Source organism: Pseudomonas sp. 22085, assembly GCF_052045815.1.
Classification (GTDB): Bacteria; Pseudomonadota; Gammaproteobacteria; order Pseudomonadales; family Pseudomonadaceae; genus Aquipseudomonas; species Aquipseudomonas glycinae.
In genome coordinates, this window is sequence record NZ_JBQEQA010000016.1 from 1 (window position 1) to 24,269 (window position 24,269).

Here is a 24,269-nt window from a genome sequence, read left to right on the forward strand (position 1 = left end):
GTCGCTCACACATCCTGTGTCCATCTGAGAAATCTGTGGGAGCGGGCTTGCCCGCGAAGAGGCCCTAAAGGCCGGCAGCTTAATCCCTGAGACAATCCGGTCAAGTGCTTAAATATCGACCGATCAGCGCCAGACCGCTCGCCAGCACCAGCCAGGTCACCAGCCGCACGAAGGCTTCGCGGGACAATCGCATGGTCAGTCGACGTCCAATCCACAGCCCCAGCGCCATAGCCGGCAACAGGCACAGCGCTAGCATCAACAAAGGTAGCTCGGCATACACCCCGGCGATGGTGAACAGACTCAAACGCACCACCGTGCTGCAACTGATCAGCGCACTTTGCGTGGCCCGCGCCGCGTCCTTGGGCAGTCGGCTGTTGAGGTAGATCGCATACAGAAAGCCGCCACTGCCGAACAACGCTCCGAACAGCCCGCCCACCGTACCCATCGGCAATGCCCACCCGGCGGACAACTGCGCCGGTCGCGCCTTGATCCACAAGCTATAAACCGCGTAGGCACTGATGAACAGCCCCATCAGCAGCAACAGCAGATCGGACTTGAGGTTAAGCAGGAAAATCACCCCCAGCGTGCAGCCCACCGCCATGCACGGCAGCAGCCGCAGCAACTCCGGTTTCGCCACATCCCGCCGCGACGGCAGCAGATTGCCGAACGCCGCGACGAAATCCAGCAGCACCAGCAACGGCACGATCTTCGACAACGGCATGAACAGAATCAGAATCGGCCCCGCCACCAGCGCCGTGCCGAAACCGGCAATCCCGAACACGATGTAGGCCAGCGCGATGGCCAGTCCGATCACCACCCAGCCCTGCGCGCCCCACGACCATTCGCTCAACAACCCCGCCACGCTCATTCGCTCGCTTCCTTTATAAGCCTGCGATGACTTTAGCCAGCGCCGAGGGTTGCGACTAATATCATCGAAACCGCCAAGCCATCTCGAAAAGGCATGCCTCGTGCTTTCAACCCGTCAATTGCGCTACTTCGTGGAAATCGCCGAGAGCGGCAGCTTCAGTGCCGCGGCCGAGCGCCTGTTCATTGCCCAGTCAGCGTTGAGCCGACAGATCAAGGACATGGAAACCCGCCTGCAAACGCCGCTGTTCGAACGCACCGCGCGCCAGCCTCGGCTCACCGCCGCTGGCGAAGCGCTCCTGCCCCGGGCGAGAAACCTGCTGAATGAATTGAACAAGGCCAGCACTTTGGCCACGGAAATTGGCCAAGGGCAGCGCGGTACTTTGCGAGTGTGCCACTCGAGTACCGTGCCGATCAGTGGCCGGTTGTTGCGCGACATGAGCACTTATCTGGAGCAGCAACCCGGGGTTTCGCTGGACATCGGCACGCTCTCCTCGGAGGCGCAACTTGAAGAACTGGCCGAGGGCCGGCTCGACATCGGCCTTCTGCGCCTGCCGGTGCTGCGCCAGCGCGAGGGCATTCAGATTGTGCCGCTCTACACCGACCGTTTGCTGCTTGCAGTGCCGGCGGATCATCGACTGGCGTTGGCGGAGGCGGTCGATCTGGCGCAATTGAAGGACGAAGCGTTCATCTCCATCCCGCATCCGCAGCGCGGCGGGCTGAGTTATTTGTGCGCCGACCTGTGCATGCGTCACGGTTTCTTCCCCCAGGCTGCTCGGGTGATGTCGCGCAAGACTACGCAATTGCAGTTGATCCAGGCCGGCTTCGGCATCGCTCTGCTGCCGAAATCGATGCAGGACATCGCGCCTGCGGGTGTGAGATTTCTGCCGCTGACCGGCGATTGCCAAAGCACTGTCGCCCTCGCATCTCGGCAAAATCCCACACCTCTGGTGCAACACTTCCTCCAGACATTCACCGGCGAATGCCTTTAAACTGCGCCCCATGATTAAAGATCCCTTTGCAAGACTCGGCCTCGACCGCGAAGTCCTGACCGTCAGCCAGCTCAACGGCCGCGCGCGGGTGTTGCTCGAAGACGTGTTCAGCAACATCTGGGTCGAAGGCGAAATCTCCAACCTCGCCCGCCCGGCGTCCGGCCACGTGTATTTCACGCTCAAGGACAGCGGCGCGCAGGTGCGTTGCGCACTGTTCCGGCAGAATGCGGCGCGGGTGCGTCAGGCGCTGAAGGACGGCCTGGCGGTCAAAGTGCGCGGCAAGGTCTCGCTGTTCGAAGGGCGTGGCGACTATCAGCTGATCCTCGACACCGTGGAGCCTGCCGGCGACGGTGCCCTGCGCCTTGCTTTCGATGCCCTGAAGGAAAAGCTCAGCGCCGAAGGCCTGTTCAGTGCCGAGCGCAAGGTGCCGCTGCCGGCCCATCCGCAGCGCATCGGCATCATCAGTTCGCCGACCGGCGCGGTAATCCGCGACATTATCAGCGTGTTCCGCCGCCGCGCGCCGCAAGTACAACTGACGCTGATTCCCACCGCCGTTCAGGGCCGCGAAGCCACCGCGCAGATCGTCCGCGCCCTGAAACTGGCGGATGCCCGTGGCTTCGACGCGCTGATCCTGGCCCGTGGCGGCGGCTCGCTGGAAGACCTCTGGTGCTTCAACGAAGAAGCCGTGGCCCGGGCGGTGGATGCCTGCGTGACGCCGATCGTCAGCGCGGTCGGCCATGAAACCGATGTGTCGATCAGTGACTTCGTGGCGGACGTGCGCGCCCCTACACCGTCCGCCGCTGCTGAACTGCTTGCCCCGGATTCCAGCCACCTCATCCGTCAGGTCGAAAGCCTGCATCGCCGACTGGTGATGCGCATGCGTGACCGCCTGATGCGCGATCGCCTGCGCCTTGAAGGCATGACCCGCCGCTTGCGCCATCCTGGCGAGCGTTTGCGCCAGCAGGCACAGCGTCTGGATGACCTGGACATGCGCATGCGCCGCGCCTTCGAGCGCCAGCTCAATACCCGTCGCGAACGCTTGATCCGCCTGGAAACCCGCCTCGCCGGGCAACATCCGGGACGCCAACTGGCCCTGTTGCGCCAGCGCCTCGACAGTCTTGCCGAGCGCCTGCCTCGCGCGATCAACGAAGGCCTGAAACGCCGTCGCCTGCAGTTGCAAAGCCAGATGCAGACCCTGCACGTGGTCAGCCCGCTGGCGACTCTTGGTCGCGGCTACAGCATTCTGCTGGATGAGCGCGGCAACGCGATCCGCAACGCCGCGCAAACTCACACCGGTCAGCGCCTTAAGGCCAGACTGGGCGAAGGCGAACTGCAAGTGCGCGTCGAGGACAATCACCTGACGCCCGTCACTCTCTCTTTACTGGACTGATCCATGCCGCGTTTTCTCGCTCCGCTGCTGTTGCTGTGCCTGAGCTTCAACGCCCACGCCGACAGTTACATCACCCGCCTGCTGAACAAACCGGTGCCGGGCGGCGTGGCGGTCGTCGATCTGGGGACAGCTGCGCAAGCGCCGAAAGCCACGTATCAAGGCAAACCGGTGCTGGTGGTCAAGGAACAGAATAACTGGCTGGCGATTGTCGGCATTCCGCTGACCGTCAAACCCGGCATTCAGCAGATCAGCAGTGGTGGCCGTAACCTCAATTTCAGTGTCGGCAACAAGAAATACCCGGAACAGCACATCACCCTGAAGAACACCCAGCAGGTCAATCCGAACCCGGCCAACCTCAAGCGTATCGAGGGCGAGCTGGCCGAACAGATCAAGGCCTACCGCAGTTTCAGCCCGAACACGCCGAGCAACCTGCTGCTGGACAAACCGGTCAACGGGCCGCTGTCGAGCAAGTTCGGCGTGCGCCGTTTCTTCAACGGTGAAGAGCGTAATCCGCACGCAGGTCTGGACTTCGCGGTGCCGGCCGGCACGCCGATCAAGACTCCGGCAGCGGGCAAGGTGATCCTGATCGGCAACTACTTCTTCAATGGCAACACCGTGTTCGTCGACCACGGCCAGGGCTTCATCAGCATGTTCTGCCATATGTCGAAGATTGATGTGCAGAACGGCCAGCAACTGGCGCGCGGCGCGGTGGTGGGCAAGGTGGGCGCTACAGGTCGAGCGACCGGGCCGCACATGCACTGGAACGTCAGCCTGAACGATGCGCGGGTCGATCCGGCGATTTTCATTGGGGCTTTCCAGCCTTGATTTCAGGCTGAAGCCCTTCCAACAGGAATTGCGCACGACGAATGGTCCGCGCAATCCCCACCAACAATTAGTGCCATATCAAGAATAAAATCTCGGAAAAAACCGCTTTCCGGGTATTCCTCTCAATTTTTTTCGACTGCTTGCCATCCTCATCCCCCGCGGTTAGGGTTGAAGGCATGAAAACCTCTCACACCCTCATTCAGCTTCGCCAGCACCGCAGCCTGTGCCTCGTCAGCGCACGACTGCCGGGCTGAATCGCTGCACCTCGTCCCACGCTTTTCCAAGAACGTTCGTTCCACCGGCAGGCCGCCTCTTTTCGGCCCAGACAACAAGGAATTTCCCGATGAGCATGCTCAAAGACCCGTCTTCGAAATACCGCGCGTTTCCAGTGATCAACCTGCCGGATCGCACGTGGCCGTCGAAAACCATCGATGCCGCGCCGATCTGGTGCAGCTCCGACCTGCGTGATGGCAACCAGTCGTTGATCGAGCCAATGGACGCGGTGAAAAAGCTGCGCTTCTGGAAAACCCTGGTGCAGGTGGGCGTGAAGGAAATCGAAGCGTCGTTCCCGGCCGCTTCGCAAACCGACTTCGACTTCGTGCGTACCCTGATCGAAGACGGCCACATCCCGGACGACACCACCATCCAGGTGCTGACCCAGGGCCGTGAAGACCTGATCGAGCGCACCTTCGAATCCCTGCGCGGGGCGAAGAAAGCGATTGTTCACCTGTACAACGCCACCTCCCCTTCTTTCCGTCGCATCGTCTTCAACCAGGACAAGGACGGCATCAAGGCCATCGCCGTGAACGCCGCCAAGCTGTTCGTCAAATACGCCGCCATGCAGCCGGACACCGAGTGGACCTTCGAGTACTCGCCGGAAACCTTCAGCGCCACCGAGCTGGAGTTCGCCAAGGAAGTCTGTGACGCGGTGATCGAGGTCTGGAACCCGACGCCTGAGCACAAGATCATCCTCAACCTGCCGGCCACCGTTGAATGCGCGACCCCGAACGTCTACGCCGACCAGATCGAGTGGTTCCACCGCAACATCAACCGTCGTGACAGCGTGATCATCAGCCTGCACACCCACAACGACCGTGGCACCGGCGTGGCTGCCACCGAACTGGGCCTGATGGCCGGCGCCGATCGCGTCGAAGGCTGCCTGTTCGGCAACGGCGAGCGTACCGGCAACGTCGACCTCGTGACTGTGGCACTGAACATGTACACCCAGGGCATCAATCCTGAGCTGGACTTTTCCGACATCGACGGCGTGCGCAAAGTCGTCGAAGAGTGCAACCAGATCCAGGTTCACCCGCGTCACCCGTACGTCGGCGACCTGGTGCACACAGCGTTCTCCGGCTCCCACCAGGACGCGATCCGCAAGGGCTTCGCCCAGCAGAAACCGGACACCCTGTGGGAAGTACCGTACCTGCCGATCGACCCGGCCGACATCGGTCGCAGCTACGAGGCGGTGATCCGCGTCAACAGCCAGTCGGGCAAGGGCGGCATCGCCTACCTGCTGGAGCAGGAATACGGCATCAGCCTGCCGCGTCGCATGCAGATCGAATTCAGCCAGGTCGTGCAGCGTGAAACCGATCGCCTGGGCCTGGAGATGACCGCGCAGCAAATCCACGCGCTGCTGCACAGCGAATACCTGCAAGCCAACACCCCGTACGCGCTGGTCAGCCATCGCCTGCAGGAAGAAAACGGTAACAGCGCCGTCGAAGTGGAAGTGGCGAGCAAAGGTCAGGGCGAAACCAACCTGCACTGGCGTGGCAAGGGCAACGGTGCGCTGGAAGCACTGGTGGCCGGTCTGCCGATCCCGGTTGAGATCATGGACTACAACGAACATGCCATCGGCGCGGGCACTAACGCCAAGGCGGCAGCCTACATCGAGCTGCGTGTGAACGGCGAACGTGCGGTGCACGGCGTGGGCATCGATGAAAACATCACCACCGCCAGCTTCAAGGCACTGTTCAGCGCGCTGAACCGCTCGCTGAGCCAGCCGGAAGCTAAAGCGGCGTAACTGACCGCTGCAATGCAAAAGGCCCCGGAGTGCGAACTCCGGGGCCTTTTTATTTTCTATCTGATCGTTCCCACGCTCTGCGTGTGAATGCAGCTCGTGACGCTCTGCGTCACTGGGACGCGGAGCGTCCCTTGAGGCATTCCCACGCGGACGGTTCGACGCCTCGACGTGGGAACGATCTAGGTGATCTGGGCTATCAGGTGAACTCGAAGGTGTCCGCATCCAGATTCGCCGGAAACCGCTCGCGGTAAGCCGCCAGCGAAGCCGCTTCCAGAACCACCTTGAACACCCCGTCAGCCTCCCCCGCCGCCAGCAACGTCTCGCCCTGAAAATCCAGCACCTGACTGTCGCCGGTATAGGCAAAGCCCTTGCCATCGGTGCCAACCCGGTTGACCGCCGCTACATAGCACAGGTTTTCGATGGCCCGGGCCGGCAGCAACCGGTTCCAGTGCTGACGCCGCGCGCCCGGCCAGTTGGCGGTATACAGCAGCAGGTCAGTGTCCTGCGCATCACGGCTCCACACCGGGAAGCGCAAGTCGTAGCAAATCAGCGGACGCACCCGCCAACCCTTGAGTTCGAACTGCACCTGGCGTTCGCCGGGGGTGTAGTGATTGTGCTCGCCCGCCATGCGGAACAGGTGACGCTTGTCGTAATGCAGCACTTCGCCGTCCGGCCGCGCCCACAGCAAGCGGTTGCGGTGACTGCCGTCAGCGGCCTGGATGATCACGCTGCCGGTGACGACCGCGTTCAGCTTCGCCGCCTGGGCCCGCAGCCATTTGCTGGTCGGGCCGTTTTCGGCTTCGGCCAGGGTTTCGGATTCCATGGAAAATCCGGTGGTGAACATTTCCGGCAGGATGATCAGATCGGCACCCAGCGCCTGCTCCAGCAACGCGTCGAAATGCTCGAGATTGGCCTGTCGATCATGCCAGGCCAGGCTGGTCTGGATCAGCGCCAGATTCAGATCAGGCAACGCACTCAGATCACGCATAATTTTGCCGCCGCTTCCCGCAGCGTCTCCTCACGTTTGGCAAAGCACAGGCGCACCAGGCGCTGGCCTTCGGGTGGATGCTGGTAAAACCCCGACACCGGAATACTTGCCACGCCGTGCTCGCGGGTCATCCACATCGCCATCTCGACATCGTTCAGGTCAGGGCGAATCTGCGAGTAATCGACCAGTTGGAAATAAGTGCCGGTGACCCGGGTGAAGCTGAATCGCGACGGCGCCAGCAGATCACAGAACAGATCGCGCTTGGCCTGATAGAACCCCGGCAGCTCTTCGACATGTTCCGGATGCTCGGCCATGTAATCGGCCAAGGCGTACTGTAACGGTGTCACACCGCAGAAACTGACGTACTGGTGCACCTTGCGCAGCTCCGCCGTCAGGGCCGGCGGCGCCACGACGTAACCGGTTTTCCAGCCGGTGACGTGATAGGTCTTGCCGAACGAGCTGACCACGAAGGCGCGCTGATACAGCTCTTCATGGGCCAGCACGCTGACATGCGGCACGCCGTCGAACACCAGATGCTCATAGACTTCATCGCTGATCACATAGATGTCGCGATCACGGATCAACGCCGCCAGTTGATCCAGCTCGGCACGGCTGATCAGCGCACCGCTCGGGTTGTGCGGGGTGTTGAGGATGATCATGCGCGTGCGTGGGCTCAGGGCTGCGCTGAGCTTTTCGAAGTCGATGGAGAAATCTTTCAGCCCAAGCTGCACATGCACGCAGCGCCCACCGGCCAGTTCCACCGACGGCTCGTAGCTGTCGTAGGCCGGGTCGAACACGATGACTTCGTCGCCGCTGTGGATAACCGCCTGAATGGCACAGAAAATCGCCTGGGTCGCGCCGGGAGTAACGGTCACTTCATTGTCGGCATCGACGTTGGCGCCATAACTGCGGGCAATCTTCGCCGCAATCTGCTGGCGCAGCGCCGGCAGGCCAGTCATGGGCGAATACTGGTTATGGCCGCTGGCAATGTGTCGACCGACTGCGTCGCGCAGTGCCTGCGGGCCGTCGAAATCGGGAAAACCCTGGGAAAGGTTGATCGCTCCGGTCTGCGCCGCGAGCTGAGACATCTGCGTGAAAATAGTGATGCCGACATTCGGCAGCTTGCTGGTGATCATCGGGGTTCCCTGCTCTGCCCCGGCTCTGACGACGGCGCGGGAGAGCCCGAGGATAGCCCATCCGGCGTCCATAAAAAAAGGGCGCCAAACGGCGCCCTTCTCTCTGTTCGCAGCGACCTTACTTCTTGTCACGGCGCTTCTTGCTGGCCTTCTTGTTGTGCGACATCAAGCGACGCTTCTTGTTGACCTGGCGGTCGGTCAGCGTGTTCTTGTTGCCTTCGTACGGGTTCTCGCCGCCCTTGAACTCGATACGGATCGGCGTACCGACCAGTTTGAGTACACGGCGGTAAGTGTTTTCCAGATAGCGTACGTACGACTTCGGCACTTTCTCGATCTGGTTACCGTGGATCACGATGATCGGCGGGTTCGCCCCACCCAGGTGAGCGTAACGCAGCTTGATCCGGCGGCTGTTGACCATCGGCGGCTGGTGCTCGCTGACCGCGTCTTCGAGAATCTGCGTCAGGCGGCTGGTCGGCCAGCGGGTGACCGCGGACTTGAACGAGTTCTGCACCGAGGCGTAGAGGTTGCCCACGCCAGTACCGTGCAGTGCCGAGATGAAGTGGATATCGGCGAAGTCAACGAAGAACAACCGACGCTGTAGCTCGACCTTCACGAAGTCGCGCTCGCTCGGGGTCATGCCGTCCCACTTGTTGATCGCGATCACCAGCGCACGACCTGCTTCAAGGGCGAAGCCCAGCAGGTTGAGGTCGTGATCGACTACGCCTTCGCGGGCGTCCATCACGAAGATCACCACGTTGGCGTCTTTGATCGCCTGCAGGGTTTTGACCACGGAGAACTTTTCGACTTCTTCGTGGATCTTGCCGCGCTTGCGCACACCGGCGGTGTCGATCAGCGTGTACTTCTCGTCGTTACGCTCGAACGGGATGTAGATACTGTCGCGGGTGGTGCCGGGCTGGTCGTAGACGATTACCCGGTCTTCACCGAGCATGCGGTTGACCAGGGTCGACTTGCCGACGTTCGGACGGCCGATGATGGCAATCTTGATCCCGTCTTTTTCGCTCGGGCCAGGAATGCGCTTGGCTTCCTCGCCTTCGGCGACCACTTCTTCCTCTTCACCTTCCGCCGGCTCGTCATCATCGCGCGGGAAGTCGCTCAGGGCGGTTTCCAGCAGTTGAGTGATGCCGCGACCGTGGGCACCGGCGATCGGGATCGCATGGCCCATACCCAGCGGGGCGAATTCGGCGCGGGCCATTTCCGGGTCGATGTTGTCGACCTTGTTGGCCACCACGTGGGAGCGCTTGTTACGTTTGCGCAAGTGTTCGGCGATCATCTGGTCGGCGGCGGTGAAACCGGCCTTGGCATCTACCAGGAACAGAACCACATCCGCTTCTTCGATGGCCAGCAGCGACTGCTCGGCCATTTTTTCGTCCATACCATGCTCGTCACCGGAGATACCGCCGGTGTCGATCAGAATGTAGGAACGCCCTTGCCACTTGGCCTCACCGTACTGGCGATCACGGGTCAGACCGGACAAGTCGCCGACGATGGCGTCACGAGTCCTGGTCAGGCGGTTGAACAAGGTGGACTTGCCGACGTTCGGTCGGCCCACCAAGGCGATTACGGGAACCATGCGGCTCTCCACTTCGTTATTTCAGAAAATACAAAAGCCGCTGCGAGGCAGCGGCTGGTGCTCGGGGCAACACCCGTGGGTGCTGCAAACCCTGCAGAAGCAAGGCCGCCTGGGGAATTAACCCCAAGCATAGTTGTTACTTGATGGTCAGGGCTTCCAGTTTGCCGCTGTTGCCATACACATAAATCGTGTCACCCACCACCAGCGGACGGGCACGCAGGCCGTCGCTGTCGATGCGTTCGCGGCCGACGAAACGACCGTCCACCTGACTCAGCAGGTGCAGGTAACCTTCCAGGTCACCGACTGCAACGTAGCTGGAGAACACTTCCGGCGCCGACAGTTGACGACGGGCCAGCGAGTCGTTGCTCCACAGTGCAGTAGTGGAACGCTCGTCGACGCCTTCAACGGTGCCCGACGACAGGCTTACGTAGACGTTGCCGAAACCCTGGGCAACACCGGCGTAGCTCGACGCGTCGCGCTGCCAGAGTTGACGGCCGCTTTCCAGATCCAGTGCCGCAACGCGACCCTGATAGCTGGCGACGTACAGGGTACCGCCGGACAGCAGCAGACCGCCGTCGATGTCGACCACGCGCTCCAGTTCCGAACGACCTTGTGGAATCGCGATTCGCTGTTCCCAGACCGGCACGCCGTTGGAAATGTCGAGCGCGACCACTTTACCGGTCGACAGGCCAGCCACCGCGAGGCGGTTGGTGACGATCGGTGCGCTGGTGCCGCGCAGGGTCAGTACGGCCGGCGTGCTGTCATACACCCAACGCTGGTTGCCGGTGGACGCGTCCAGACCGATCAGACGATCGTCCTGGGTCTGAACCACCACCACGTCACCGTTGTTGGCCGGTGGCGCGAGGACTTCGCTGTTGACGCGCGAGCGCCACTTCTCTTCACCGTTGATGGCGTCGAGGGCAACGACTTCACCGCGCAGGGTGCCGACCATGACCAGACCGTAACCCACGCCAACGGCGCCGGACACAGGCAGTTCGAGGTCTTTCTTCCATTTCACGTCGCCGTTGCCGCGATCCAGGCCCATCACGATACCGGTCACGTCGGCCGCGTAGATGGTGTCACCGTCGATCGCCGGCACCAGCATGTTGTAGGTTTCGCCCTGACCGTCACCGATCGAGCGGCTCCACTGCTTGTGCAGGACTACTTCTTCCTTGAAGTCGGTCAGCTCGGCCGGTGGCAGTTCTTTTTTGCTGTTGCTGCTGCAACCCGCGGCCAGAATGGCCAGAGCCAGCAATGCTGCATGCTTCCAACGGATCACGTCACGCATCCCCTTTGGCCAGGTCGTCCAGCTTGATTTGAAGGCCACCGACCGCCGCTTCATCCGACAGTGCCGCCTTGGCTTTTTGATACGCCGCGTTCGCTTCGTCGGTACGGCCCAGCTGCACCAGCAGGTCGCCCTTGAGTTCTTCGCGAGTGGCCAGGAACGACTTGTCGGCATCGCCTTCGAGCAGTTTCAGGGCTTCATCGGCCTTGTTCTGTGCGCCCAGTACCTGCGCCAGACGCTGACGGGCGATCTCGCCCAGCGCCGGGTTGGCCGGTTTGGCAACGATGGCCTTGAGTTCGGTCGCCGCGTCGTCCAGCTTGCCGCTGTCGACCGCGACCTTGGCCACGAACAGGCTGCCGTACTGCGCGTAGGCAGAACCGCCGAATTCGCTGTTGAGCTTGCCGGCCAGATCCGCAACGCGCGCGGCGTCAGGCTTGCCGTCCGGGGTCAGCGTGGTTTCCAGCAATTGCTGATAGAGCACCGAGGCGCCTTGCGACTGGTTGCTCTGATACTTGTGATAAGCCTGCCAGCCGAACACGATGACCAGCGCCAACAGGCCGCCGGTGACCAGAGGTTTGCCGTTGCGTGTCCACCAGTCCTTCAAATCCGCCAACTGTTCGTCTTCGGTACTCGACACCCCAATACTCCTTAATCGCTAAATCGGCTGTTTGGACAGCTTCAACCCTGCACGACGCAGGTGGCCAGGTGTGCAGCGAGCGCATCCCAGGCAATGCTTTGTTGTTCGCCCTGGCCACGCAGGGGTTTGAAACCTACCACTTGCTGGGCCATTTCGTCGTCACCCAGGATCAGTGCGTACAGCGCACCGCTCTTGTCGGCTTTCTTGAACTGGCTCTTGAAGCTGCCGGCGCCGGCATTGACTTGCAGGCGCAGGTTGGGCAGTTGGTCGCGTACACGCTCGGCCAGGGCCAGACCGGCCAGCTCTGCTTCTTCGCCGAAGGCGCAGAGATAGACGTCGACCTGACGGGAGATTTCTTCCGGGATCTGCTCCAGGGTTTCCAGTAGCAGTACCAGACGCTCGATGCCCATGGCGAAACCGACGCCCGGGGTCGGCTTGCCGCCCATCTGCTCGACCAGACCGTCATAGCGCCCACCCGCGCAGACGGTGCCCTGGGCGCCGAGCTTGTCGGTGACCCATTCGAATACGGTTTTGCTGTAGTAATCCAGACCACGCACCAGCTTCGGGTTGAGCACGTAAGGAATGCCGACGGCATCCAGACGGGCCTTCAGGCCTTCGAAGTGGGCACGGGATTCGTCATCCAGGTAATCCGCCATTTTCGGCGCATCGACCAGCACGGCCTGGGTGTCGGCATTTTTGGTGTCGAGCACGCGCAGCGGGTTGGTCTTCAGGCGACGCTGGCTGTCTTCGTCCAGTTTGTCGTGGTGCGCCGAGAGGTACTCGACCAGCGCTTCACGATACCGGCCGCGGGACTCGCTGGTGCCGAGGCTGTTGAGCTCGAGCTTGACCGCATCGCGAATGCCCAGCTCGCCCCACAGGCGCCAGGTCATGATGATCAGTTCGGCGTCGATGTCCGGACCGTCGAGGTTGAACACCTCCAGACCGATCTGGTGGAACTGGCGATAACGGCCTTTCTGCGGACGCTCGTGACGGAACATCGGGCCGATGTACCAGAGTTTCTGCACCTGGCCACCGCCGGTGATGCCGTGCTCGAGCACTGCACGTACGCACGCGGCCGTGCCTTCCGGACGCAGGGTCAGGGAGTCGCCGTTGCGGTCTTCGAAGGTGTACATCTCTTTTTCGACGATGTCGGTCACTTCACCGATCGAGCGCTTGAACAGCTCGGTGAACTCGACGATCGGCATGCGGATCTGCTTGTAACCGTAGTTATCCAGCAGGCGCGAAACGGTGCCTTCGAAATAGCGCCATACCGGCGTCTGTTCCGGCAGGATGTCGTTCATGCCACGAATGGCTTGCAGAGACTTGCTCACAGAAATTCCTTAATTCGTTCGATCAGCCGCGCGCGATAACCGCTGCGTCAGCTTCGACCTTCTCGGCCGCTTTCTCGCGGATCAGCTTTTCCAGCTCGTCCACCAGATTGTCATTCGTCAGTTTCTGCGACGGCTTGCCGTCGATGTAAATCAGGTTTGGCGTGCCGCCGGTCAAGCCGATATGGGCCTCCTTGGCTTCGCCGGGGCCGTTGACCACGCAACCGATCACCGCGACATCCAGCGGCACCAGCAGGTCTTCAAGGCGTCCTTCCAGCTCGTTCATGGTCTTGACCACATCGAAGTTCTGCCGCGAGCAGCTCGGGCAGGCGATGAAGTTGATGCCACGGGAACGCAGATGCAAAGACTTGAGAATGTCGTAACCGACCTTCACTTCCTCGACCGGGTCGGCCGCCAGCGAGATGCGGATAGTATCGCCAATCCCCTCGGCGAGCAGCATACCTAGGCCTACGGCGGATTTCACTGTACCGGAGCGCAATCCACCGGCTTCGGTGATGCCCAGGTGCAGCGGCTGGACGATTTCCTTGGCCAGCAGACGGTAGGCTTCGACGGCCATGAACACGTCGGAAGCCTTCACACTGACCTTGAAGTCCTGGAAATTCAGGCGTTCGAGGTGTTCGACGTGACGCAGGGCGGACTCGACCAGCGCAGCCGGGGTCGGCTCGCCGTATTTCTTCTGCAGGTCTTTTTCCAGGGAACCGGCGTTGACGCCGATGCGGATCGGAATCCCGCGGTCGCGGGCGGCATCGACCACCGCACGCACGCGGTCTTCGCGACCGATGTTGCCCGGGTTGATGCGCAGGCAGTCCACACCCAGTTCGGCCACGCGCAGCGCGATCTTGTAGTCGAAATGGATGTCGGCAACCAACGGCACCTTGACCAGTTGCTTGATCTTGCCGAACGCCTCGGCGGCGTCCATGTCCGGTACCGAAACGCGGACGATATCGACGCCGGCGGCTTCCAGACGATTGATCTGTGCGACGGTGGCAGCGACGTCATTGGTGTCGCTGTTGGTCATGCTCTGCACAGCGATAGGGGCATCGCCGCCCACGGGCACATTACCGACCCAGATCTTGCGCGATTCGCGACGTTTGATTGGAGATTCGCCGTGCATGACTTATTGACCCAACTTCAGGCGAGCGGTCTCGCCACTGGTGAACGGAGCGACATCGACCGGCTGGCCGTTGTAGCTGACCTGCGCGCCACGGGCAACGCCCAGACGCACGGCAAACGGAGGCTTGCCAACGACAGACAGGCTGTCGCCCTTACGCTTGAGGCCGCTGTACAACACTTTGCCGCTGCCATCGGTCACTTGAGTCCAGCAATCGGCGATGAACTGCACCTGAACCTGCCCCTGACCTGCGGCCGGAGCAACGGGCGCTGTCGGCGCGGGTGCAGCGACGGCCGGAGCTGCCGGGGCAGCAACGGTCGGTGCAGGCGTGGCCGGAGCGGCAGGTGCCGGATTTGCAGGAGCAGCAACCACAGGCGCTGGCGTATGAGCCGGTGCAGCCGGAGTAGCGGCTGGCGCTGCGGGTGCAGGAGCAACCGGGGCGTTGGCTGGCGCTGCGGTCTCGGTTTCGGCACCGCTCGATTCAGCCGTGGTTTCCGATTGAGGCAGCGCCAGAGCGGTCGAGCCCTCGGCTTCGCCTTCCGCGACGGCCTGGTCTTCCGGCTCGTCCAGCGGATGAATCTGGGTCGTGCCGTCGGCGCCTTCGACTTCGACGTGCTCCGGGGCCAAGCCAATCAGGTCCTTGGTGCGCTGCGAAGTCTGATCCTGCCACCAGACGAAACCACCGCCGATGACCGCAATCAGCAGCAACAGGCTGACGATACGCAAAATAGTGTGGGAAACCCGCACCGGCTCTTCGATACGGCCCAGCGCGTGGACATTGCTGCCCTGGGAGTCGGTGCCGGTGGACTGGTCGAATTGCTGGACCAGAACGGTCTGGTCCATACCGAGCAATTTGGCGTAGGCGCGAATGTAGCCGCGAGCGAAGGTATGCCCGGGCAACTTGTCGAATGCGCCGGCTTCAAGATTGCTCAGGGAAGTCACGGTGAGGTTGAGCTTGAGGGCCACTTCGGCCAGCGACCAGCCATTGCTTTCGCGGGCCTGGCGCAGGGTCTCACCGGGGTTAACGCGATTCGCTGCTACAACTTCGGGATGCGCCGCTTTCATCATTGCTCCGACAGGTATTGCTGATATTCCGGCGTACCGGGATAGAGTCGTTTTAATTGCAGGCCCGCACTGGCGGCCTTGTCGCGATCTTCAAATACTTTTGCCAACCGAACGGCGAGTAACAGACTACGTGCATTTTGCTCGGAGAGCTGGCTGAAACGGTCGTAATAGTCACGCGCGGGCACATAATGCCTGTCTTCGAATGACAACTCAGCCATTTCCAGCAATGCCCGTGGCTGCTGGCGGTTCAAACGCAGCGCCTTTTCCAGCTGCTGCTGCGCCAGATCACGCTGACCGAGCTTTGCCGCCGTCATGCCGAGGTTCTCGAATACCCGCGAACGCTCAGGATACAGGGTATCGGCGGCCGCCTGTTCAAAACGCTCGTAGGCTTCCTTGTAACGCTGTTCTTCGTAGAGAAAACTGCCGTAGTTGTTGAGGATGCGCGCATCGGCGGGACGGGAGGACAAAGCCTTGCGGAAGTGTTCATCAGCAAGCGCAGGCTCCATTTCGGCCTGGAACACCAGGCCCAGCGCGGCGTTGGCGTCGGGATCCGACCCGTCCAGCTCCAGGGCTTTCTTCAGTGGAACCTTGGCCCGTTCGGTCATACCCTGCTGCAAGTATCCCAATCCCAGCTGCACGTAGGCAGCTCGCGCTTCGTCACGGCCCTTGCTGGTCTTCATCGGGTTGTAGTCGCCCGACAGGACACAACCAGCACACAGGCTGGCCAACAGCAACAGCAGCGCAAAGCGCAGGGACATAGAGATCCTCTCTTAGTTAGTGTTCGCGGCGTTCTGTGCCAGATCGCTGTCGGCGCTCAATTCGCGCACGGCGATGTAACGTTCGCTGCGACGGGTGCGATCCAGCACCTGCCCTACCAATTGACCACAAGCCGCGTCGATGTCTTCACCACGGGTGGTGCGCACGGTGACGTTGAAACCGGCCTGGTGAAGCTGATCCTGGAACCGGCGGATGGCGTTGTTGCTCGGCCGCTCGTACCCGGAATGCGGGAACGGGTTGAACGGAATCAGGTTGATCTTGCACGGAATATCCTTGAGCAGCTCGATCATTTCCACGGCGTGCTCAAGTTTGTCGTTGACGTCCTTGAGCAAGGTGTACTCGATGGTCAGCACACGTTTCTCGCCAAGGGCGGACATGTAGCGCTGGCACGACTCGAGCAGCATCTTAAGCGGATATTTCTTGTTGATCGGCACCAATTGGTTACGCAATGCGTCATTCGGTGCGTGCAGGGACAACGCCAGGGATACGTCGATGTGCTTGGCCAGCTCATCGATCATCGGCACCACACCCGACGTGGACAGGGTCACGCGGCGCTTGGAGATCCCGTAGCCCAGGTCATCCATCATCAGATGCATGGCGGCCACGACGTTGTCGAAGTTCAGCAGCGGTTCGCCCATGCCCATCATCACCACGTTGGTGATGGCGCGGTCGATGGTAGCCGGAACACTGCCGAAGGATTTGTTGGCAATCCACACCTGACCGATGACTTCGGCGGCGGTGAGGTTGCTGTTGAAGCCTTGCTTGCCGGTGGAGCAGAAACTGCAGTCCAGGGCACAGCCTGCCTGGGACGAAACGCACAGAGTGCCGCGTTTGCCCTGGGGAATGTAAACGGTCTCGACGCAGCTGCCGGACGCCACGCGCACCACCCACTTGCGGGTGCCGTCGCTGGAAATGTCCTCGCTGACCACTTCTGGACCACGGACCTCGGCAACAGCCTTGAGCTTTTCGCGCAAAGCCTTGCTGACGTTCGTCATGGCGTCGAAATCATCGACGCCAAAGTGGTGAATCCATTTCATTACCTGACCGGCACGGAAACGCTTCTCCCCGATTGAGTCGAAGAATTTTTCCATTTCCGGCTGGGTCAGACCCAGCAGGTTGGTTTTAACAGTCGATATCGTCATGGATTCACCTTCACTCTTAAGCCAATGCTTAGCGAGTGGTTACTTCAGTAGCTGCGAAGAAGTAAGCGATTTCGCGAGCAGCAGCAGCTTCGGAGTCCGAACCGTGAACGGCGTTGGCGTCGATCGATTCAGCGAAGTCAGCACGGATGGTGCCTGGAGCAGCTTCTTTAGGGTTGGTAGCGCCCATCAGCTCACGGTTGCGAGCGATGGCGTTTTCGCCTTCCAGAACCTGAACGACAACTGGACCCGAAGTCATGAAGGCAACCAGGTCGCCGAAGAAACCACGAGCGCTGTGCTCAGCGTAGAAGCCTTCGGCTTCGGCTTTGGACAGTTGCTTCAGTTTCGAAGCTACAACGCGCAGGCCAGCGTCTTCGAAGCGAGTGGTGATCTTGCCGATCACGTTTTTAGCAACGGCGTCAGGCTTGATGATGGAGAAAGTACGTTGAACAGCCATGGTGTAACTCCAGAAACGGTAATTTGCGAAAAATTAAACCCGCGAATTATACGCGGGTTCTTGGGTATTGCCTAACCTGCGAGGAAGATCAGTCCAATTCATCGGCCCAGAGAGTCTGAACCGCCTCCAATACCTTCTCGCCAACACGACCAGAGGTATTGTCGAAGTCCGGCAGCTCTTTGATCCACTGCTGCAACTCGACGAAATTGACAGAATACGGATCTACACCCGGCTTGGCCTCAGCCAGCTCTTCTGCAATACGTTGAACATCATTCCAACCGTAGCTCATGACAGTCTTACCAGTCAGTGCGGCGCTTCGGCCGCATGGTTAAGCGAATATTTCGGAATCTCGACGGTGATGTCTTCTTCACCGACGATCGCCTGACAAGCCAGGCGCGACTGGGCTTCCAGACCCCAGGCACGATCCAGGAAATCTTCCTCCAACTCGTCGGCCTCTTCCAGCGAGTCAAAACCCTCGCGAATGATGCAGTGACAAGTGGTGCAGGCGCAGACGCCGCCGCAGGCGCTTTCCATCTCGATGTGGTGTTCGTGAGCCAGCTCGAGGATCGACGTGCCGGGTGCAGCGTCAACGACCATGCCTTCAGGGCAGAACTTCTCGTGGGGCAGAAAAATGACCTGCGGCATCAGATATCCTCGATTTCATTCAGATTGCGCCCGGACAGAGCGGCCTTCACCGTCTGATCCATACGACGGGCTGCAAAAGCATCGGTCACTTGCGACAGACGCTTGGTCTGCTGCTCGATGGCGTAACCATCGGTGCCTTTCATCAGTTCGGTCAGTTCCTGCACTTGCAACTCGATGACCATGCGCTCTTCAGCGTCGAGCAAACGCTCGCCATCCGCCTCAAGAGCGCCCTGCACCGCTTCGATCAGGCGCTGGGCATCGACTTGTTGCTCGCGAAGAACGCGGGCGACCTTGTCGTCATTGGCGTGCTGGAACGAATCTTTCAGCATCTTGGCGATTTCGCCATCGGTCAGGCCATAGGACGGCTTGACCTGAATGCTCGCCTCAACGCCCGAACCCAATTCACGGGCAGAGACGCTGAGCAGACCGTCGGCATCGACCTGGAAGGTCACGCGAATTTTCGCTGCACCGGCCACCATCGCCGGGATGCCGCGCAATTCGAAGCGCGCCAGGGAACGGCAGTCGGAGATCAACTCACGCTCGCCCTGTAACACGTGGATCGCCATGGCCGACTGGCCGTCTTTGTAAGTGGTGAAGTCCTGGGCGCGAGCGACGGGGATGGTGGTGTTGCGCGGAATCACCTTCTCCATCAGGCCGCCCATGGTTTCCAGCCCCAGGGACAGCGGGATCACGTCGAGCAGCAGCAGTTCGCCGCCATCGCGTTTGTTGCCGGCCAGGGTATCGGCCTGGATCGCAGCACCGATGGCCACCACTTGATCCGGGTCGATTTCAGTCAAAGGCTGACGACCGAAGGCTTCGGCGACGGCTTCGCGAACACGTGGAACGCGGGTCGAACCACCGACCATGACCACGGCGTGCACATCTTCCAGCTCGACGCCGGAATCGCGCACGGCGCGGCGACAGGCTTTCAGGCTGCGGGCGACCATTGGCTCGATCAGCGCATCGAAGGCTTCGCGAGTCAGCTGAGCCTTCCAGTCGCCGTAAGCAACTTCAACACTGTCAGAATCCGTCAGGGCTTCTTTAGCGGCGCAGGCAGCTTGCAGCAGGCTGCGCTGTGCGCCCGGATCGAGGTCGGCGGACAAACCGGCGCTCTCGATGATCCAGCCGGCAATCGCGTGATCGAAATCATCGCCGCCCAGCGCGCTATCGCCGCCAGTGGCCAGGACTTCGAAGACACCGCCAGTCAGGCGCAGAATCGAAATATCGAAGGTGCCGCCGCCCAGATCGTAAATGGCGACCAGGCCTTCGGCATGCTGATCCAAACCGTATGCCACGGCCGCAGCGGTCGGCTCGTTGAGCAGACGCAACACGTTCAGACCGGCAAGTTTCGCCGCGTCCTTGGTAGCCTGGCGCTGAGCATCGTCGAAATACGCCGGAACGGTGATCACCGCGCCCACCAGCTCACCGCCAAGGGTGGCTTCAGCGCGCTGACGCAATACTTTCAGGATATCGGCGGACACTTCGACCGGGCTTTTCGGGCCCTGCACGGTGTCGATGAATGGCATGTGCGATTCGCCGCCGACAAAGCGGTACGGCAGCTGATCGCCCAATTGCTTGACGTCGGACAGGCCACGACCCATCAGGCGCTTGACCGACAGCACGGTATTCAGGGGATCGGAGGATGCGGCCAACTTGGCCGACTCGCCGACTTCGACGCGATCGGCGTGATAACGCACGGCGGAAGGCAGGATGACCCGCCCTTCGGCATCGGCCAGCGGCTCGGAAAGACCACTGCGCAACGCAGCGACCAGCGAGTTGGTAGTACCCAAGTCGATTCCCACAGCCAGACGACGCTGGTGCGGTTGAGGACTTTGGCCGGGTTCGGCGATCTGCAGTAGGGCCATCGTGATCAGGACTTATCTGTATATCAGGCGTGCGACCGGAGCGGCACTGGGTTAATCGTCGAGGCGCTCTTCTAACTGGCGCACTTCGTAGGTGAGCTTGTCGAGGAACTGCATGCGCCGCATCAGGCGTTCGGCCTGTTCGCGTTGCGCTGCATCATCCCAACAGGCTGCGAAGCTTTCGTTGAGCTCTTCCTGGGCGGTTTTCAGGCGACGCTTGAAAGCCGCGACACCGTCCAGGTCGGCACTGTCCTGCAGATCTTCGAGCTCTTCGCGCCATTGCATCTGCTGCAGAAGAAACTCGGGATCGTGGACGGTGACTTCCATCGGCACTTCATGCCCGCTGATGGTCAGCAGGTAGCGTGCACGCTGGGCCGGACTCTTGAGTGTCTGGTAGGCATCATTGAGCCGAGCAGACTGCTCCAGCGCCGACCGCTGCTCGCGCTCGGAAGCATCGGCAAAGCGGTCAGGATGAACACCGCGCGCCAGCTCACGATAGCGCGTGGCCAACTGCTCGAGATCCAGACGAAAGCCCGGTTGCAGCTCGAATAAAGCGAAATGACAAGGAATACCCACGACAAGCCTCAGATGTTGAAGCTTTCGCCGCAGCCACATTCACCGCGTACGTTGGGATTGTTGAACTTGAAGCCTTCGTTCAATCCTTCCTTGACGAAGTCGAGCTCGGTGCCGTCGAGGTAGGCCAGGCTTTTCGGGTCGATGATCACTTTCTCGCCGTGACTTTCGAACACCTGATCTTCTGCAACCACCTCGTCGACAAACTCCAGCACGTAGGCAAGGCCGGAACAGCCTGTGGTGCGAACACCCAGACGAATCCCTTCACCCTTGCCGCGCCCGTCGAGGGAGCGCCGCACGTGTCGAGCAGCCGCTTCTGTCATGCTGATAGCCATCGTTGACTCCTTACTCGTCGCCAAATCTTGAAAGTCAGATCAAGCCTTTCTTCTGCTTGTAATCGCGAACGGCCGCCTTGATGGCGTCTTCAGCGAGAACCGAGCAGTGGATTTTCACTGGCGGCAGGGCCAGTTCTTCGGCCAGCTGAGTGTTCTTGATGGTTTCAGCTTCGTCCAGGGTCTTGCCCTTCATCCACTCGGTAGCGAGGGAGCTGGAGGCGATAGCCGAACCGCAGCCGTAGGTCTTGAACTTGGCATCTTCGATAACGCCCTGATCGTTGACCTTGATTTGCAGACGCATCACGTCGCCGCACGCCGGAGCGCCGACCATGCCGGTGCCGACATCAGGATCTTCCGCGTTCATCTTGCCGACGTTGCGCGGGTTTTCGTAGTGGTCGATGACCTTTTCGCTGTAAGCCATGATTCTCAATCCTCACTCATCAGGGCCGCTCTTGAGACCCTGCAACTGCGCTGCGTAAACCGCCGCGTCGCTACAGGATCTGTATCCGGCGGCTTCTATATTTAGTGTGCCGCCCACTCGATCTTCGAGATATCGACGCCGTCTTTGTACATGTCCCACAGCGGCGACAGAGCGCGCAGCTTGGTAACGGCCTCGCAGACTTTCTGCGCGGCGTAGTCGATTTCTTCTTCGGTGGTGAAACGGCCGAAGGTGAAACGGATCGAGCTGTGTGCCAGTTCGTCGTTGCGGCCCAGGGCGCGCAGTACGTACGAAGGCTCAAGCGACGCCGAGGTGCAGGCCGAACCGGACGAAACCGCCAGATCCTTGAGCGCCATGATCAGCGACTCGCCTTCAACGTAGTTGAAGCTCAGGTTCAGGTTGTGCGGAACGCGGGCGGTCAGGCTGCCGTTGACGTACAGCTCTTCCAGGTGCTCGACCTGCTTGTAGAAACGGTCGCTCAACGCTTTGATACGGACGTTTTCGGCAGCCATGTCTTCCTTGGCCACACGGAACGCTTCGCCCATGCCAACGATCTGGTGGGTTGCCAGGGTGCCGGAACGCATGCCGCGCTCGTGACCGCCACCGTGCATGGTCGCTTCGATGCGCACACGCGGCTTGCGGCTGACGTACAGCGCGCCGATGCCTTTGGGGCCGTAGGTCTTGTGGGCGGAGAAAGACATCATGTCGACTTTCAGTTTCTGCAGGTCGATTTCGACCTTGCCGGTGGACTGAGCGGCGTCGACGTGGAACAGGATGCCTTTGGAACGAAGCAGCTCACCGATGGCGGCGATATCGTTGACGGTGCCGATTTCGTTGTTCACGTGCATTACCGACACCAGGATGGTGTCTTCGCGCAGCGCGGCTTCGATCATGGCCGGGGTGATCAGGCCATCTTCGGTCGGATCGAGGTAGGTGACTTCGAAACCTTCACGCTCCAGTTGGCGCATGGTGTCGAGGACAGCCTTGTGTTCGATCTTGGAGGTGATCAGGTGCTTGCCCTTGGAGGCGTAGAAATGTGCCGCACCCTTGATTGCCAGGTTGTCGGACTCGGTGGCACCGGAGGTCCAGACGATTTCACGCGGGTCGGCGTTGACCAGATCGGCCACCTGACGACGGGCGTTTTCGACGGACTCTTCGGCTTTCCAGCCGAACACGTGGGAACGGGACGCCGGGTTACCGAAGTTTCCGTCGACCAGCAGGCATTCACTCATTTTTTGCGCAACGCGCGGATCGACCGGGGTGGTCGCAGAGTAATCAAGGTAAATCGGCAATTTCATGGACTATCTCCTAAATCAGGCTGGCTGGCGTGCCGCTAGCTCTCTGGCTGTCATTCGACGGCGGACGCTTCAATCTTGTCCAGGCGCGGCGCCTTGCCATTGCAACGACGCTGATCCTGACGCTGGGCCACTTCCTGCACCTCACGGCGAGTTACGAGGTCGGCCAAGCTGATACCGCTGAGAAATTCGTGAATCTGCAGGCTCAGGTCGCACCACAGGTGATGGGTCAGGCAGGTGTCACCGGAGTGGCAGTCGCCCTGGCCCTGGCATTTTGTTGCATCGACCGATTCGTTCACCGCATCGATCACCTGAGCCACCTGGATGCCCTGCATGTCGCGGGACAACTGGTAGCCACCGCCCGGACCGCGAACGCTGGAAACCAGGTTACTGCGGCGCAGCTTGGCGAAAAGCTGTTCGAGATAGGACAGGGAGATGCCTTGGCGCTCGGAGATATCGGCCAGGGACACCGGCCCGTGTTGCGCGTGCAACGCCAGGTCAAGCATGGCGGTCACGGCGTATCGGCCTTTTGTAGTCAGTCGCATGGACAATTACCACGGAGTTCGGAATGGGCGGGAGTATGCAATTCCCGAGCATTTAAGTCAACTATAAGACCTAGTGCTTTAGTCGGGTTTACCCGCAAAAGAGCGCGCGAATGATAGCAGGGTCTGCGGCCTAATGGCACACCGGTCGGCAGCAGCCCTGCAAGTGCGTCAGTGGAGCTTGGATTCGTCCTTGCCCTTGACGCAGGCGAAGTCTTCTTCACGCAGCTCGGGCAGATCTTTCGCACAGTAATTACTGCCCAGATCCTTCAGCGCGCCGCACATCCCCTCCAGACGTCCGTCCACCGCTTGCAGGTGATCGAGCAACTGGCCGATGGCACGCGCCACCGGATCGGGCATGTCCTCGCTGACACCATAGGCATCGAAGCCGATCTTCTCGGCCATCGCCTTGCGCTTGGCGTCAGCCTCATCATCGGATTTGACGATGATCCGGCCCGGAATCCCCACCACAGTGGCACCCGGTGGCACTTCTTTGGTGACGACAGCATTGGACCCGACCTTGGCGCCAGCACCCACAGTGAACGGGCCGAGCACCTTCGCACCTGCCCCCACCACAACGCCATCACCGAGGGTCGGATGACGCTTGCCCTTGTTCCAGCTGGTACCGCCCAGGGTCACGCCCTGATAGATCGTCACGTCATCGCCGATTTCAGCGGTTTCACCAATCACGATACCCATGCCATGGTCGATGAAGAAGCGTCGACCGACCTTGGCCCCCGGATGGATCTCGATCCCGGTCAGCCAGCGACCGAAGTTCGACACCAGCCGCGCCAGCCATTTCAGATCATTGCGCCAGAGCATCCCGGCCAGTCGATGAATCCAGATCGCATGCATGCCGGGGTAGCAGGTCAGGACTTCAAAAGCGTTACGCGCCGCCGGGTCTCGGTGGAATACGCTCTGGATATCTTCACGCAAACGCTCGAACATC

General features: G+C 60.8%; 25 protein-coding genes. 4 read left to right on the plus strand and 21 right to left on the minus strand.

The genetic code is table 11. From position 1 onward, the window contains the following. Positions 1-100: 100 nt before the first annotated feature. The gene (locus ACTJK7_RS19700) at positions 101-868 is read right to left on the minus strand and encodes a sulfite exporter TauE/SafE family protein (protein ID WP_064383900.1); all 768 of its coding nucleotides are present in this window, start codon (positions 866-868) and stop codon (positions 101-103) included. 100 nt (positions 869-968) lie between these two features. On the opposite strand from ACTJK7_RS19700, the gene ACTJK7_RS19705 reads away from it, so the two are divergent. The 4 genes from ACTJK7_RS19705 (at position 969) to leuA (ending at position 6,094) form a co-directional block, all read left to right on the plus strand. Next, positions 969-1,856, plus strand: coding sequence for a LysR family transcriptional regulator (locus ACTJK7_RS19705; RefSeq protein ID WP_108563178.1), 888 nt, complete (start codon positions 969-971; stop codon positions 1,854-1,856). Positions 1,857-1,866: 10 nt separating this feature from the next. Then, positions 1,867-3,246, plus strand: coding sequence for an exodeoxyribonuclease VII large subunit (xseA, locus tag ACTJK7_RS19710; protein WP_064383902.1), 1,380 nt, complete (start codon positions 1,867-1,869; stop codon positions 3,244-3,246). Positions 3,247-3,249: 3 nt separating this feature from the next. Then, positions 3,250-4,071, plus strand: a complete 822-nt coding sequence (locus tag ACTJK7_RS19715; RefSeq protein WP_064383903.1) for a peptidoglycan DD-metalloendopeptidase family protein — start codon at positions 3,250-3,252, stop codon at positions 4,069-4,071. 343 nt (positions 4,072-4,414) lie between these two features. Beyond that, positions 4,415-6,094, plus strand: a complete 1,680-nt coding sequence (leuA, locus tag ACTJK7_RS19720; protein ID WP_108563179.1) for a 2-isopropylmalate synthase — start codon at positions 4,415-4,417, stop codon at positions 6,092-6,094. A 196-nt stretch (positions 6,095-6,290) separates the two neighbouring features. Here leuA and ACTJK7_RS19725 read toward each other — a convergent pair whose 3' ends face one another. The 20 genes from ACTJK7_RS19725 to cysE form a co-directional block, all read right to left on the minus strand. Then, positions 6,291-7,082, minus strand: coding sequence for an amidohydrolase (locus ACTJK7_RS19725; RefSeq protein ID WP_108563180.1), 792 nt, complete (start codon positions 7,080-7,082; stop codon positions 6,291-6,293). After that, complete coding sequence (locus ACTJK7_RS19730; RefSeq protein ID WP_108563181.1) at positions 7,070-8,218, minus strand: pyridoxal phosphate-dependent aminotransferase; 1,149 nt, start codon at positions 8,216-8,218, stop codon at positions 7,070-7,072. The genes ACTJK7_RS19725 and ACTJK7_RS19730 overlap by 13 nt, the downstream gene beginning before the upstream one ends. A 118-nt stretch (positions 8,219-8,336) precedes the next feature. Continuing rightward, positions 8,337-9,809: a ribosome biogenesis GTPase Der gene (gene der, locus ACTJK7_RS19735; RefSeq protein WP_085684610.1), complete on the minus strand. Its 1,473-nt coding sequence runs from the start codon at positions 9,807-9,809 to the stop codon at positions 8,337-8,339. A 136-nt stretch (positions 9,810-9,945) separates the two neighbouring features. After that, positions 9,946-11,097 (minus strand): outer membrane protein assembly factor BamB, encoded by a 1,152-nt coding sequence (gene bamB, locus ACTJK7_RS19740; RefSeq protein WP_039765728.1) that lies wholly within the window; start codon positions 11,095-11,097, stop codon positions 9,946-9,948. Further along, complete coding sequence (locus tag ACTJK7_RS19745; protein WP_011335807.1) at positions 11,090-11,731, minus strand: tetratricopeptide repeat protein; 642 nt, start codon at positions 11,729-11,731, stop codon at positions 11,090-11,092. The genes bamB and ACTJK7_RS19745 overlap by 8 nt, the downstream gene beginning before the upstream one ends. A 41-nt stretch (positions 11,732-11,772) precedes the next feature. Continuing rightward, entirely contained in the window at positions 11,773-13,062 is a 1,290-nt protein-coding gene (hisS, locus tag ACTJK7_RS19750; protein ID WP_064383908.1) for a histidine--tRNA ligase, read from the minus strand. Positions 13,063-13,084: 22 nt separating this feature from the next. Then, on the minus strand, positions 13,085-14,194 hold the full coding sequence (ispG, locus tag ACTJK7_RS19755; RefSeq protein WP_007956680.1) for a flavodoxin-dependent (E)-4-hydroxy-3-methylbut-2-enyl-diphosphate synthase: 1,110 nt from the start codon (positions 14,192-14,194) through the stop codon (positions 13,085-13,087). Between the two features lie 3 nt (positions 14,195-14,197). After that, the gene (locus tag ACTJK7_RS19760; RefSeq protein WP_440779903.1) at positions 14,198-15,256 is read right to left on the minus strand and encodes a RodZ domain-containing protein; all 1,059 of its coding nucleotides are present in this window, start codon (positions 15,254-15,256) and stop codon (positions 14,198-14,200) included. Beyond that, positions 15,256-16,014: a type IV pilus biogenesis/stability protein PilW gene (gene pilW / locus ACTJK7_RS19765; RefSeq protein WP_007956682.1), complete on the minus strand. Its 759-nt coding sequence runs from the start codon at positions 16,012-16,014 to the stop codon at positions 15,256-15,258. Before pilW ends, ACTJK7_RS19760 begins: the two co-directional genes overlap by 1 nt. A gap of 12 nt (positions 16,015-16,026) precedes the next feature. Next, entirely contained in the window at positions 16,027-17,175 is a 1,149-nt protein-coding gene (gene rlmN, locus ACTJK7_RS19770; RefSeq protein WP_064383910.1) for a 23S rRNA (adenine(2503)-C(2))-methyltransferase RlmN, read from the minus strand. A 28-nt stretch (positions 17,176-17,203) separates the two neighbouring features. Continuing rightward, entirely contained in the window at positions 17,204-17,629 is a 426-nt protein-coding gene (gene ndk, locus ACTJK7_RS19775) for a nucleoside-diphosphate kinase (protein WP_039765715.1), read from the minus strand. 88 nt (positions 17,630-17,717) lie between these two features. Next, positions 17,718-17,918, minus strand: coding sequence for a Fe-S cluster assembly protein IscX (gene iscX, locus ACTJK7_RS19780; RefSeq protein ID WP_064383911.1), 201 nt, complete (start codon positions 17,916-17,918; stop codon positions 17,718-17,720). 14 nt (positions 17,919-17,932) lie between these two features. Further along, a complete protein-coding gene (gene fdx / locus ACTJK7_RS19785; RefSeq protein ID WP_007956685.1) occupies positions 17,933-18,274 on the minus strand; it encodes an ISC system 2Fe-2S type ferredoxin in 342 nt (113 codons plus the stop codon). After that, a complete protein-coding gene (gene hscA / locus ACTJK7_RS19790) occupies positions 18,274-20,139 on the minus strand; it encodes a Fe-S protein assembly chaperone HscA (RefSeq protein WP_064383912.1) in 1,866 nt (621 codons plus the stop codon). Before hscA ends, fdx begins: the two co-directional genes overlap by 1 nt. A gap of 51 nt (positions 20,140-20,190) precedes the next feature. Then, entirely contained in the window at positions 20,191-20,712 is a 522-nt protein-coding gene (gene hscB, locus ACTJK7_RS19795; RefSeq protein WP_007956687.1) for a co-chaperone HscB, read from the minus strand. An 8-nt stretch (positions 20,713-20,720) separates the two neighbouring features. Continuing rightward, positions 20,721-21,044 (minus strand): iron-sulfur cluster assembly protein IscA, encoded by a 324-nt coding sequence (gene iscA / locus ACTJK7_RS19800; protein WP_003227904.1) that lies wholly within the window; start codon positions 21,042-21,044, stop codon positions 20,721-20,723. Between the two features lie 34 nt (positions 21,045-21,078). Next, complete coding sequence (gene iscU / locus ACTJK7_RS19805) at positions 21,079-21,465, minus strand: Fe-S cluster assembly scaffold IscU (protein WP_003227907.1); 387 nt, start codon at positions 21,463-21,465, stop codon at positions 21,079-21,081. A gap of 101 nt (positions 21,466-21,566) precedes the next feature. Beyond that, positions 21,567-22,781: an IscS subfamily cysteine desulfurase gene (locus tag ACTJK7_RS19810; RefSeq protein WP_007956689.1), complete on the minus strand. Its 1,215-nt coding sequence runs from the start codon at positions 22,779-22,781 to the stop codon at positions 21,567-21,569. Positions 22,782-22,831: 50 nt separating this feature from the next. Next, positions 22,832-23,323, minus strand: coding sequence for a Fe-S cluster assembly transcriptional regulator IscR (gene iscR, locus ACTJK7_RS19815; RefSeq protein ID WP_007956690.1), 492 nt, complete (start codon positions 23,321-23,323; stop codon positions 22,832-22,834). A 168-nt stretch (positions 23,324-23,491) separates the two neighbouring features. Continuing rightward, positions 23,492-24,268 carry a serine O-acetyltransferase gene (cysE, locus tag ACTJK7_RS19820; RefSeq protein ID WP_007956691.1) on the minus strand — a complete coding sequence of 259 codons (777 nt, stop codon included), beginning with the start codon at positions 24,266-24,268 and terminating at the stop codon, positions 23,492-23,494. Between the last annotated feature and the right edge of the window lies 1 nt (position 24,269).